Source organism: Chryseobacterium nakagawai (assembly GCF_900637665.1).
GTDB lineage: Bacteria > Bacteroidota > Bacteroidia > Flavobacteriales > Weeksellaceae > Chryseobacterium > Chryseobacterium nakagawai.
In genome coordinates this window covers 1,539,376-1,551,940 of the sequence record NZ_LR134386.1, presented here as the reverse complement: position 1 = coordinate 1,551,940, position 12,565 = coordinate 1,539,376, and the positions used below count along the sequence as shown (strand labels likewise).

The window sequence follows — 12,565 nt, the reverse complement described above, 5'->3', positions numbered from 1 at the left end:
AAATAAAAGAAAGAATTGTATTTCGGACACAAAAATTAGCATTTGGGAGCTTATATCTCCTCCGATTTCTTTTTTCTTTAAATTTTCGTTAAGTATTTTCCATATTATATAAATCGGAGCGCAATATATAAATTAAAATTAAGCTTAGAGATAAACTTTAATTTAAATATTCGTCCATTATCATACAAAGATATTCGTGGCCACTCAAATAATCTTTTCCCATTCTTTCATCTCTTTTATCTTCCCCATATTATTGTATCTTTAACCTCATTTTCAACACCAACACAGATTACCATATGAAATATTTCGTTTCATTTATTTTTCTTTTACTCGCTACTGTCTGCAACAGTCAGAAAAAAACAAATTCCAATAATTCCGTAGAAAAGATCATCATTAAAAAGAATGATTGTATGACTGGGGATTGCCCTACTTATACGATCATTATTCATAAAAATGGTAAAGTTGAACTGAATGCCCGAAGAAATATACCCAAGAACATGAATGGTGATTACACCTCAACGTTGGGCTATCTAGACTGGGAAGTAATTACCCACATGGATTTTACTACGCTAAAGAAGTCTTATGGAAACATTGGGTATGTCGACTTTCCTTCTACCGATCTTGAAATTTATTTTTCTAAAAGAAAACCTAAAAAAGTATATGATCATGATAATCATGGTACCCCTGGGCTTATAAAATTATATGAACACATAGATCTTCTTTTCATTAAGCTGCGTTGGAAAAAAGTAAAGCAATCAACACAACCTCATCGTTTCTGAGATAATGATTATATTTAAATATAAAAATTCCTGAGGATGTCTCAGGAATTTTGTTTTTATATGCTTTATTGACTCTGTTTTTTAACCCAGTGAATATTTTTTTCTAAACTGTATTCTTACTTCTGTATATTACCATTGCTCTCCTTTTTGTTCAAACTCATTCAGAGCATTAAAGTAATATTTCTCCTTATTTTTCCTAAAATAAATTTTATCACCAACAATATTATTTCCAAGGAAGGTTCGTTTGAGTATCAACGTATTTTTTTTGCAACAATATGCAGTAATCTCTATTGGAACATTACTCCAGTAATTAACCGTTTTTATGCTTACATTTTTGCCCAGCCACATATTTTCTGTTCTGTCTTTGGAGACAAAGGTACTATCGTCAGTTATTTCTGATGAATAATAATATAATTCTTCAACGTCTTATTTAAAATCTTTATTTCCTGAGCATGAATACTAATGCTACTCAGAATAAAAAACTGTATTATTTTTATTTTAAAATTCATAATGATACATGGAATGCAACATTTAGGATTTATAATACTGTTCTTTCATCAAGCTATTTATATTATTTGGATACCTTTCTTTTTGAAACCTTAGTATTTTTTTTTATTGGATATTTTTTATTGTCAATAGACAACAAAAAATTTTTCGGAAGATTATTTTCTATTTTCCCGTTTTCATCTTTATAGAGCGTCTCATCTTTGGTTAATATCCAATTGTTATATTTAGGGAAATAGGTGTATTCTTGTGTATATTCTGTATCAGCAGAGGCATCATACAATATAATACATCCGGGGCCACAATTACTGATAACAGGAGAAGAGACATAATTTAAATTAAAATTATAATTCTTTTTTGATTTACCCAGTACCAAAGTCGCTTTACAGGTCGGCTCGTTAATCTCCTTAATTTCTCCAACCTTATAACATTTATACATAAGAGTGTCATCAATTTTATCATTATTAAAATCCCCTACAACCTCCTGAGCTGAGAAAAAGGTAGATAAAAATACTATACTTAATATATTAATTTTCTTTATCATCATATTCCTGTATTTCTTTTTTGTTTTTTTCTCTTTTCCCCCACTTGGTGTCTTTTATGGCACTTGTATCGTAAGTATAAACTCCCAGATTTTCTATTTTCTGATTTTTACAGTTATCCTTTACTTTCATATTCTTCAAAATCCTTTTTAGGTTTTCCTTTCTATGTGTAAATCCTGTCAATCCTCCATTTACCCCAACTGCTGCTGAGATAAAATCATCGGTATCAGCAAATTTATTCAAATCACCCCATGATGAGCGTTCTCTCCAGTACCATGCAGCCGAATTACACACATGTTCCAAATCATTGGCTACAATATCCGGGTCCTGAGTGTCCGGTTTCTTGATCTTTGCAAAATATGCTTTATAAGTATCTTTCCATGTTAGCTGAATTAATCCTCTTCCCTTATATTTCGGACCGTCTCCTTTTGTATCGTTCTCACGGCTTAAGCATTCAAGATACCTGTTATGACCTCTCAATATTCGGGCCGTACCATTTTCTTTATATTTTATCTTATCTTTTTTGAATAAGAGGTATTTATTATAATTTTCAAGATGCGTGGTAGGGTCGTAATCCCAGCCATCAGCATATTCTAAGGTGGTATCCAGTCCTGTTTCCGCTTCCACCTGTGCCAGAAAATGAGCCTTACGAAGACAACTGTTTATATCATTATCTTTCATGGCTTTATTCAGTGCCTTTGTGAATTCTGTATAGCTTTTCTTATCCTCTGGCAATGGACAGTTTTTAGCTGTAAATAATTTCTTTGAGTTATAAAACCCTTTAATATCTTCTTCTGTAAATTCTTTCTCGCAATAACATTTTTTATCTTCCTCCGGATCCGGTACAGGTGCCCCTTTTCCATCAATACTTTCCGGAGCATTGACCTGTCCGGAGGTTACAAATTCTATTTTTCCTGTCTCAGGCGGTATGTTACCTGGCATTTTGCCTGTTCCCGGTAAAGTGGATTTTTTTAACAGCACATAGTTTTCCTGAACTTTTGCAGTTCCAAAATCCTGCCACTCTGTAAGAGAAATCATCTGAAAGCCATCATCAAAGATAAAATTGGGGATCTGTTTTTCTACTACAGTCCCGGTAAGTTTGTCTTGCGTGGTCGGTACATTATTCAACACTTTGAATGTTCCCAAATGCGCATTGAATTTAATTTTTGCTCCATCTATAGCCAACAATAGACCTTCTTCAGTTTTATCCTTCTCTTCATTTTTTGCACGTTGATCGTCCAGTTTTTTACTGTTCTCTGCCTTCTGTTGCTCATTATCCTGAGCAGGAGCCTGATTCTGAGTTTCAGGAGTATTTCCCTCTCCTTCATTCTTTACCCTATCCATAATAATGAATGTTTTAAATGAGAATTTTGTTTTTTAATTTCTATGAAACCTTCTTCATATCGATCTTCCTTCCAGACAAACAACCCTCTGAATTGTTCAATGTTTGATTCTTCCAGGTTTTCGGCAGATATTTTCAAAGCCAATATATTCCCGTCTTTTACAGGATTTATGATTTCTGTAAAGCCTTCGGAAGATTCTCTTTTCATTTTAGTATCAAATGAATTCAATAAGCCATTAAAAAGCAATCCAAACATTTTATAACTTCCTAAAAAGACGATCAGCTTTGTCTCATCCTCCAACAAATCACTGATCTGGCTGAAATAGCGGTCTACAGCATCGCCTTTATGCGTCTCAGACAAATGTGCCTGAATTTTTGCCCATCTTAACCGTAAGAAAAGTAAATTATCTATTGCGGTAATATTCCCTTCATCATCTACCCTGCATTCTATTTCATCAAACAGATAGCTTATTTTTTTAATAAATTTTCCCATTGCATCTTCATCATCAGAAAAATCAAATTCTACCACCAAAAGCTGAAACCGATATTCTTCCTTTACTTTTCCAAGGTAGTAGACCTCAACCTGCCTGGCATAGCTTTTGGTGATTTTGTAAGCAGGATTTTTCTGTTCGGTTACAATGTTTTCCAGTCTGTACGTTTTCTGATGGAAGTTCTGCAATATATTGGGTATCATATTTAATATATTATTCTTTGATAATCATTATTGGGATCCATTCCCATCCAGTCTCTGTTGGCCGACCAGTGAAGGTATTGCTTACGTATAATCCGTAATAATGTTTGCGGATGATAAGCGGTAACCGTCACTTCTTCCAATGTTGTCGTTTTCATTTTATTCCCGTTTTCATCCAACTTTTCTTCAGGAGGTTCTTGCGGATCAGGTTCCTGTACTGGCTCAGGATGTAACAGTCTTTGTAATGCTTTCTCTTGTTTTTCTTTTTCAACCTGTTCATCAGATTTGAAATCCCATTTACCATCATTCTCAAATACATAGCCATGTAAAAGATCTTTTGCATGAGGCAAATATTTATCATTTTCTATGGAAAAAGTGGTCTCTGTTTTCGTCATTAACTGGTGATCGTACAGATTTTCACCATGTTCTTCCATAAAATGCAAAGGGATATAGCTGTATTCTTTCCTTAGAAATCGGGTTCCGGTTATTTTACGGTACACCCCTCCTAAGGTAAGGACATTCAGGAAGCTATTATTGATTTCGATCTGATTACCATCAAACCAATATTCATCAATCAGTTGTTGTCTGCGTTTATTGAGAAACCATACGGGTTTGTGATTGGAAGTTTCTATTTCATCCACTTTCTCTGTTCCGTTTTCATAAGCACCACCAATATCGCAGTGTACTCCGGGAAATTCTTTTTCAATACTTCCCGGAAACTTCGTTAATGAAAAATTTTCCCGGTGCTCATTGGCTGCTGTAAAATGAACAGCCTTAAAGTAAGGCCCCGGATTTTTGAGCTGTAACTGCTCTACATCATCTCCGAAATTGTATTTAGGTCCTAAAGCAGAATGCTTCATCCCTTCCCATCCTACACGTCTGAGCCCTCCCATATCACCAAATTCTTCATAAGAAGATACCGTATCATATACCCCGATAAAACGAACATCAAGATCTAAGTCTTCAAGTTGTTGCTCAGATAAAACTTTTTTACTTAAAAGATAATATCCCAGAAAACCAAATTTTGGAAGTTTACCATCTTTGATATATTTCGGATCTATTTCAATATCATCTTTATCTATCCAGATATCTCCATATTCAGGAATCGCTGCCGGACCATAAGGAGAATTAACCTGAGTATATCCTATGATCTTTCTCGATTTTTTGATCTCAACATCTTTGGGTCTTTTATTTCCATTGATTTCGTAAGCAAAATTTCTTGCAGCAGCAGCTCCACGACTAAACCCAAAAGTATCAATGGTAATTTTCATTAATTTTACTTTACCATTTGTCTCAGCAATAAGTTTTTTAATGCGGTCAGCGGTCATTTCACATCCTTTCCTTACTTTCCCCCGCACTCCGGTTTTACCGGACCCATATTGAAATCCATCATCTACATCTCTGTTATTATCCAGTGTTCCGATTCCTTCTACATACACTCCATAGGTAGTCTGTTGGCAACATTTATACATTCTGGCGACATTGGTATAATCGTTACTAAAACTATTATCAACCCCCTTTTTATCCAACCATCCCTGATGGCTAGATTTAAGATACTGATGATATTCAGAATTATCATCCAGCATCTTTTTCTTTTTCAGTCTTTCATATTCTTCTTCCTGTAAGATTCTTGTCTCTTTAATTGCCTTTTCTTTTTCCTTGATCTGATCATCTGTATCAGTACTGCTCATTTTATTCTTTCCATCCCTGTAATCCATCCTTAATTCGCTGTTTTTCAAATTATTCAGAGTACCATCAAAGAATACTCCGAATTCCAGATACAGCTCATCTAGAGGAGTTTTAGGATTGCCTGTGTTGTATACAAAAGTTTTTCCCATAGTTTTGTTTTTAGAAAACCTCTACTTTATCAGTCTTTATAAAGGCTTCTTTACCATTTTCACCTCTTAGCTTTATTGTGAAATAGCTGTTAGCCTCATTAACCTTAACGATAATGTCCGCTTTAGTTGAATCAGGATCATCACCAAACACTGCTTTAAAAGCTTCCAAACCTGAGTTTTCATTCAGGTCACAGTGAGCACCATACATTTTATGATCCGCTCCTATATAGTCAAACATAATCCTTACCGGGATGGCTCTTTGTTCATTTACTGCCAATATGTTTTTTGCCGTGTCAAATTGTTCTTTTTCTCCATTAATTGTAGATACCTTAACATTAACTAATGAATTGAGCTTGGCATTTTCCGGCAGCTCGAAAACAGGTTTCCAGCTGTATCGGATTCTATAGGTATCCCATAAACCAAATGGAATAGCTTTTCCTTTATTTTTTTCTTTTACCTCTGCAGGGATAACCTTACCATTATTAAACACATCATCAAGGTAATCTTTCCTCCAGAAACGGTTCTGATGGCTATCCAACTGGGCAATTTCTGATTCCGGAATTGTTACTTTTTTAGCCTGATACCGTCCTACTTCCTTCTGAATTCCGACGCCGGCTATCCAAACTACTACTACACCTCCGGGAGCCATTCCAACGCCAATTTCATCATAATTTAAATGTTCAGTCTCACCACTTCCATTCGTCACTTTTGTTTCATACCCTTTACTGAAGTATTCTTTAATTTTAGCAATATCAATGGTAGTATCGATCATGTAAAACTGGTTTTCCATATAAGATATCCATACAAAATCCAGTCGGGAAGGAAGACTTTTAAAACCATTTCCCATCCCATGATTGATGGAGCCCCAGGCACCATTTCCAGGTATCATCCCAAAGCCTAAACTTACCCATTCTCCACCTTCACATTCTATCCCTCCTTTATATACTTCCATCGGATATCCCAGAGGAGCAGAAGTTCCTTCAGTCCATTCATATTTTGTCATAGTTTCAGTTTTTTTAGGAGCTTTTTTTTCCTGACACGACATCTGGGTAAAAAATAAAAAGCTTAAGAGATATTTTAATATTTTATTCATTCTTACAATCTTATAAAGTAATTATGTACTCCACTACCATACATAATTAATTTTTACACAACAATTTCTGTTTTCAAGAGCATAGTCGGGGAACTATAATTAACAGGATCACGGATATGATGATAAAACCTATACCCCCTGAATAGATACCGAATAATGTAAAATCACCTATCCCTTTTTTCTTCTTCTGAGCTGCTATTATAAATGGCAGAAAAAACAATACGGGTAGAAAAGCACCGCAAAGCCATACAGCCAACCAGCCGCAATCACCGTCACTATACCCGGTAAGATCCATAACACTTAATGTAATGATACCAGTGAGGATGACAAAAACTACAGATAAGAACAGAGCAATAAGTCCTTTTTTCAACATATATTTATCCTTTATTCACTTTGGCATCTATCTTCCCTAGCATTTTAGCCACTCCCGAGCTTTGTAACAAAATGTCGCCATTCTTTGCTTTATGAGTGGTTGTGGAAGTAGTTTCTTTCAAATCACCCGTTACATTAATGGTTTTATTTTCATTAATGGTCTGTTTATAATTCCTTGAAGTAAACTTATGGTTATTGGTAATATTAATGGCGTTATCATTTCCTACCGTGGTCTTCATATCCTGTCCAACATTTATGGTAAGATTTTCCCCTGCATTGAATGTCATATTCTTTGGAGCTGTCACGATGATATTTCCTTTTCCATCCATGAAATAATTATTTCCACTAGGATCAATGATGGTAACACTTCCTTCAGCATCATTCATCAAAACCCGGATTCCACTTCTTGTCTGTATGGATTTTAAGTGATTATCCACACCACCTCCCATAGCTGTACCACCATGAAACATTCCGCCCATGACAAAAGGACGGTCCGGGTGATTGTGTACAAAACCTACCATTACCTGATCTCCTACTTCAGGGATGGCTACATATCCTCTGTTTTGAGTGATCTGATCTGTTCCTCCGGCATCGGGAGCCATCATTCGTATAAAATTGGTAGTATCATTCAGCTGCCAATCGAATCTTACGGTAACTCTTCCCTGCCCCAGCGGATCTGTATTGGATATAACTGTTGCGATCTGAGGTTCTGCAATGGGCAGTGTAAAATCCGGAGTCGGAATATACCCTGTATCTGAAGCGATCGCCTCAAACCTTCCTTTATAACGCCCCAGTGTATCTACTTCATGAGTCACTTCTGTGACCATCAGTTTGGTAAAATAAGAGGTTTGATTACTGTCGGTTTTCCGCATTTTGATGTCCGCAACACATCCCGGATGTAAAAACGGGATGGTAGTCCCTCCTGAAACGGTAAAAACATCAACCGCCCTGCTTCCGGCAGTACTGGTTTGAGAAATCACCACGTCCATATCGGTGGCTGCCTTTATAGGAGCAACCTGCAATGATGGAGTCTTAAAGATTTTATCGTTATTCTGATAGGCTGTTTTTGCCAGATTTCCTACATGTTTAATGGGAGTTTCTCCTGAAATAAGTTTCGTATTGGAACTGCTGTTATATCCATAAAATCGAGGTTTGATATGAACAGCTTTCATTTCTACATTAATATCAGAAACATTGCTTCCATAGATGAGTTCTACAGCTTTATTTTGAGGCGGCATATTTCCGAAATGAAGGATTTCACCGTCATAAAAGAATTGCTCACCATAAGCTTCTGCCATTCTGCAAAGATAATTGTAGTGGGTCTCGTTGTATTGGGAACTGTAAAGAATCTGAGCAGATGCTTTAGCATTCACTTTTACATCAAATTTACTGTTTTCGATCCCTTGTTTTATAACGTCGGTAGCAATAATTCCCATATTGACAGGCTGGTCACCCCCAAAACTTTGGGTATGAGGAGCAGCATCCAAAAGAATGGTGGGGCTGTATCCTTTCAGGACAATATTTCCAAGACTGTGATTTTCCTGACTGAATCCTACTTTTGTAATAACCCCTACAAAAGTTCTTTCAGGGCTTCCTTCTACATCTTTATATTTAAAAACTACAGTCAAACGTTTTCCTAAAAACTGCTGAGCTTCTTCCAGATCATGGTTTTGTACCCCATCTAAGGTATCATGTGCCAATGTCAATTCAAAATTATGGTGTTTCTTTACACTCTGCTGTAAGCGGAAGTGTTTGAAATGTTTGAGTATTTTGCCTTCAATCACGATATCCAGCTTCACCACACGGTTGATTCCAGGAATATGATTCTCCGAAATCTTTTCGGAATTCGAGGTATTTTTATTCATATTAATGCAAGGTGTTTGACAGGCTTTTATTTTCAGAAAAAAAATCTAAAAAATAATATCCTTTCTATAAAATTATAAATTTTTTACAATATAAAATCCACTTTTACCCGATTTATTTTAACAATTACAGAAAATTGATAAGAGTATTTTTCTGGATTCTGACTTATTCATAAGAGCCAAAAAAACAGAACAGTATCTATTGTACCATTCTGTTTTATATGTACTTGATTTTTTTAAGTGACCAGGTTCTTACGCGCTAGGCCAAGCTCCGTGATAAGCAGAGTTCCCCAGATCAATCTGTTCTGCACTTACCACAAAAGTAATATACATACTGTTTTCGTCTACTGCATCGAAGTCTACTTCGTGCTGAATCACGTATCCATTCTGCCACTTTAATGTTGTTAATGTTCCTTCTTCGTGAGATTTATTGAAGGTAATTTCTCCTACAGTTGGCTTGTACTTTCCGTTCAGCAAGCTTTCAAGAATGTCTGATTTTTCTGTTGCTTCCACTGTAATTTTGATAAGAGCGTTAGAAGGATCTGATGCTACACGTCCTGAAACGTCTGTAGATCTTGATACGCTGTAGTTAAGCTTTAATAATTTTTGTCCTTCTCCGTTGTTGAATTTTAAAATTCCTCTTGAATTTCTTTCTGCCATGATTGTAAATTTTAATCGTTAATATTGTGTGATTTGTTGTTTTATATCACCAAATATAGATCTAATTGCAATAGCAAAATACAAATTGATAAGAAATTTAAAAAAGTGTAGTAATACTACGACTAACACTTGTTAGGATAAATATAGTCTGAAAATCATACACTTACTCTTGGCATTTTTCTTTAACACGTATCTAAAAGTTCATTATTGATCAGGATATATTCACCCCGAAAAGATGCCCCACCAAAGCAGTAATTCCCATAGCTACCGTACCCCAGAAGCAGATTCTCAACACTGCTATTTTAATACTGGAACCTCCTGCTCTGGCTGAGATTGCTCCTAAAAGCATCAGAAATATAATAGAAAAACCATATTGAAAATATACCATCTGCTTGATAGGAGCTAAAAGAGAAACGGTAAATGGTAATAATGCTCCTACTGCAAAAGATCCGAATGAAGCGATTGCTGCCTGTAAAGGTTTTGCCTGAGTAATTTCATTGATTCCAAGTTCATCACGGGCATGCGCTTCCAATGCATTATGCTCTGTAAGTTCAATAGCAACCTGCATTGCTGTTTCTTTCGTACACCCCCTTCTTTCATAGACCTTAGCCAATTCCCGTAGTTCTACTTCCGGCATTTCTTCAAGTTCCCTTTGCTCCCGGATCAGATCTGCCTTTTCAGTATCTTCCTGTGAACTTACAGAAACGTATTCTCCAGCAGCCATAGACATTGCTCCTGCAATCATTCCTGCCAAAGCAGCCAAGATAATGATATGCCGCTCAGGTTCTGCTGCTGCCACACCAATGACAATACTTGTAGTAGATAGCAGTCCGTCATTAGCTCCTAAAACAGCTGCCCGAAGCCAGCCCACTCTATTTACATAGTGCTTTTCCAGTTGATGATGCATACAATAATCTGTGTGTTGGTGTTATTTTAAATATAAGTCTGGAATCGAAAGATATATAACTTTAAAATCGTCTTCTTTCCAAACTCAGTTTAAAGTTATAAAATGTTTATTCAAGAATGATTTTAAATTACATGACTTTTATTGGGGATAAAACCTCATCTGTTCAAAGCTATAATTGGGATTTGCCCTTAGAAGATCAATCAATTCTTTTAATTCTGATTCTTCCCAGCTTTTTTGAAACATTTCATCATGAATCAGCATCACCACATTATTCTTAGTAAATGTTTTATCAGAACTACAGAGTTTCTGAACAGAAGTATACATATCGTTGACAGTTTGAATGGGTGTTCCGTCAGCAGGGCGATGTTGCCATTCAACATCCCAGCCTACTACTTTATACCCCATTGCAGCCAGTTGATCTGCAGTCTGTATTCCATTGGTGATATCATTTTTTGACTTTCCGCCTAATCTCCAGATATTTCTTCCGGGAAGACGGACAATCTTATAAGGCAGCTTCAATAAATTCTGATTATACACGATGTCCTGTACTGATTTGTCTACATTATTATAAAACGCTTCATAATGATCGTTGGCATGAGTAAAACTGTGATTATATTCATCAATGTAGGGATTCTGATCGTAATATTTGGCATAAGTATCCATCTGTTTATCTTTAATCACATGTTCTCCCACCATAAAAACACTGATCTTAATTTTTTCCTTTAGAATAATATCATTGATATTTTCACTTCCGTTCAGTGGGCCATCATCGAATGTTAGGTAGATATAGCATTTATTGAGTGACTGAGGTACCGTTTTTTGGGAATGTAAAGTATTACTCAATAATAAAAGTGAACCAGCAAGGAAAACAACTAGTTTATTCATACAAATCAGTTTATTACAAATATAATAAGGATCATGGAATAAAAACCATAGATTTTGTATGCATTACATCTTCCCGCCGGGCAACATAAATTACCATTAAAAACCTATAAATCAAACATAAAGATTCCAAAAACCCATCTATTTATCGAAAAATCCTATTTTCTTATCTTTGCAAACGTAAAATCCGATAACAATATCAATGAGTTTATTATATATCAACTGGGATGTCAATCCTGAGATCGTCAATATTTTAGGTGTTTCTATTAAATACTATGGCCTGTTGTTTCTTTCAGGACTTGTTTTATGCTTTAATATTGTAAAAAGCATTTATAAAAAAGAAAATCTAAGCGCACAGGCACACGATGCCTTATTTTCATATGCACTTATCGGAATATTAGTGGGTGCCAGATTGGGACACTGTCTCTTTTATGATTTTGATTATTATTCCCAGCATCCGCTAGAAATCTTCTTACCAATCCAGAGAGGTCCGGATGGAGCTTACCACTTTACCGGTTATGCAGGGCTTGCAAGTCACGGTGGTGGAATTGGGTTGATGATTATGCTGCTGATCTATGCCAGAAAGTTTAAAATCCCATTAATGACTGTTTTGGACGCCATCGCTATTGTTCTTCCGCTGGCAGGTGTTTTTATCAGGCTTGCCAATCTTATGAACTCTGAAATCATCGGGACTCCTACCAATGTTCCATGGGCTTTTATATTCCATCAGGTAGATAACATTCCCAGACATCCTGCTCAGTTGTATGAGGCGATTTCATATCTTATTATTTTTCTTATTGTTTATCTTATTTATAAGAAAGATATCTTTAAAATCGGAAAAGGTTTTTATTTCGGGATCAGTATTCTTTTAATCTTTATTATGAGAATCCTGATTGAGTTTATAAAAGTAGACCAGGTAGAATTTGAACATGGAATGAGCTTAAATATGGGGCAGCTTTTAAGTATTCCTTTTGTGCTTCTGGGACTTTTCTTTATTATCAAAAGTGTACTGGAAAAAGGGAAGATGAAAACTTTATAGTCTTTCTCTCTTAAATCATAAAAACTCACTGAAAACAACTTTCAGTGAGTTTCT

General features: G+C 35.7%; 12 protein-coding genes. 2 read left to right on the top strand and 10 right to left on the bottom strand.

Annotated elements, in window-relative coordinates:
• Positions 1-296: 296 nt before the first annotated feature.
• Positions 297-779: a DUF6438 domain-containing protein gene (locus EL260_RS07060; RefSeq protein WP_123859536.1), complete on the top strand. Its 483-nt coding sequence runs from the start codon at positions 297-299 to the stop codon at positions 777-779.
• Positions 780-1,350: 571 nt separating this feature from the next.
• Here the strand turns inward: EL260_RS07060 and EL260_RS07055 are convergent.
• The 10 genes from EL260_RS07055 to EL260_RS07010 form a co-directional block, all read right to left on the bottom strand.
• Positions 1,351-1,830, bottom strand: coding sequence for a hypothetical protein (locus EL260_RS07055; RefSeq protein WP_123859535.1), 480 nt, complete (start codon positions 1,828-1,830; stop codon positions 1,351-1,353).
• Positions 1,811-3,169, bottom strand: coding sequence for a glycoside hydrolase family 19 protein (locus EL260_RS07050; protein WP_123859534.1), 1,359 nt, complete (start codon positions 3,167-3,169; stop codon positions 1,811-1,813). Before EL260_RS07050 ends, EL260_RS07055 begins: the two co-directional genes overlap by 20 nt.
• The gene (locus EL260_RS07045; RefSeq protein WP_123859533.1) at positions 3,157-3,861 is read right to left on the bottom strand and encodes a hypothetical protein; all 705 of its coding nucleotides are present in this window, start codon (positions 3,859-3,861) and stop codon (positions 3,157-3,159) included. The genes EL260_RS07050 and EL260_RS07045 overlap by 13 nt, the downstream gene beginning before the upstream one ends.
• A gap of 2 nt (positions 3,862-3,863) precedes the next feature.
• Positions 3,864-5,696, bottom strand: a complete 1,833-nt coding sequence (locus EL260_RS07040; RefSeq protein ID WP_123859532.1) for a phospholipase effector Tle1 domain-containing protein — start codon at positions 5,694-5,696, stop codon at positions 3,864-3,866.
• A 10-nt stretch (positions 5,697-5,706) separates the two neighbouring features.
• Positions 5,707-6,789: a DUF2931 family protein gene (locus EL260_RS07035; protein WP_123859531.1), complete on the bottom strand. Its 1,083-nt coding sequence runs from the start codon at positions 6,787-6,789 to the stop codon at positions 5,707-5,709.
• Positions 6,790-6,862: 73 nt separating this feature from the next.
• On the bottom strand, positions 6,863-7,162 hold the full coding sequence (locus EL260_RS07030) for a hypothetical protein (protein WP_123859530.1): 300 nt from the start codon (positions 7,160-7,162) through the stop codon (positions 6,863-6,865).
• Positions 7,163-7,166: 4 nt separating this feature from the next.
• Positions 7,167-9,026: a type VI secretion system Vgr family protein gene (locus EL260_RS07025; protein ID WP_123859529.1), complete on the bottom strand. Its 1,860-nt coding sequence runs from the start codon at positions 9,024-9,026 to the stop codon at positions 7,167-7,169.
• Between the two features lie 249 nt (positions 9,027-9,275).
• Positions 9,276-9,683, bottom strand: coding sequence for a type VI secretion system tube protein TssD (tssD, locus tag EL260_RS07020; protein WP_123859528.1), 408 nt, complete (start codon positions 9,681-9,683; stop codon positions 9,276-9,278).
• Positions 9,684-9,894: 211 nt separating this feature from the next.
• A complete protein-coding gene (locus EL260_RS07015) occupies positions 9,895-10,590 on the bottom strand; it encodes a VIT1/CCC1 transporter family protein (RefSeq protein WP_123859527.1) in 696 nt (231 codons plus the stop codon).
• 138 nt (positions 10,591-10,728) lie between these two features.
• Positions 10,729-11,475 carry a polysaccharide deacetylase family protein gene (locus EL260_RS07010; protein ID WP_123859526.1) on the bottom strand — a complete coding sequence of 249 codons (747 nt, stop codon included), beginning with the start codon at positions 11,473-11,475 and terminating at the stop codon, positions 10,729-10,731.
• A gap of 199 nt (positions 11,476-11,674) precedes the next feature.
• Between EL260_RS07010 and lgt the strand changes: the two genes are divergently transcribed.
• Complete coding sequence (lgt, locus tag EL260_RS07005) at positions 11,675-12,511, top strand: prolipoprotein diacylglyceryl transferase (RefSeq protein ID WP_123859525.1); 837 nt, start codon at positions 11,675-11,677, stop codon at positions 12,509-12,511.
• The last annotated feature ends 54 nt before the right edge of the window (positions 12,512-12,565 follow it).

Bases quoted from the DNA above. Each gene is read 5' to 3' on its own strand.
- EL260_RS07060 (WP_123859536.1), top strand. From the start codon at position 297: ATGAAATATTTCGTTTCATTTATTTTTCTTTTACTCGCTACTGTCTGC.
- EL260_RS07055 (WP_123859535.1), bottom strand. From the start codon at position 1,830: ATGATGATAAAGAAAATTAATATATTAAGTATAGTATTTTTATCTACC.
- EL260_RS07050 (WP_123859534.1), bottom strand. From the start codon at position 3,169: ATGGATAGGGTAAAGAATGAAGGAGAGGGAAATACTCCTGAAACTCAG.
- EL260_RS07045 (WP_123859533.1), bottom strand. From the start codon at position 3,861: ATGATACCCAATATATTGCAGAACTTCCATCAGAAAACGTACAGACTG.
- EL260_RS07040 (WP_123859532.1), bottom strand. From the start codon at position 5,696: ATGGGAAAAACTTTTGTATACAACACAGGCAATCCTAAAACTCCTCTA.
- EL260_RS07035 (WP_123859531.1), bottom strand. From the start codon at position 6,789: ATGAATAAAATATTAAAATATCTCTTAAGCTTTTTATTTTTTACCCAG.
- EL260_RS07030 (WP_123859530.1), bottom strand. From the start codon at position 7,162: ATGTTGAAAAAAGGACTTATTGCTCTGTTCTTATCTGTAGTTTTTGTC.
- EL260_RS07025 (WP_123859529.1), bottom strand. From the start codon at position 9,026: ATGAATAAAAATACCTCGAATTCCGAAAAGATTTCGGAGAATCATATT.
- tssD (WP_123859528.1), bottom strand. From the start codon at position 9,683: ATGGCAGAAAGAAATTCAAGAGGAATTTTAAAATTCAACAACGGAGAA.
- EL260_RS07015 (WP_123859527.1), bottom strand. From the start codon at position 10,590: ATGCATCATCAACTGGAAAAGCACTATGTAAATAGAGTGGGCTGGCTT.
- EL260_RS07010 (WP_123859526.1), bottom strand. From the start codon at position 11,475: ATGAATAAACTAGTTGTTTTCCTTGCTGGTTCACTTTTATTATTGAGT.
- lgt (WP_123859525.1), top strand. From the start codon at position 11,675: ATGAGTTTATTATATATCAACTGGGATGTCAATCCTGAGATCGTCAAT.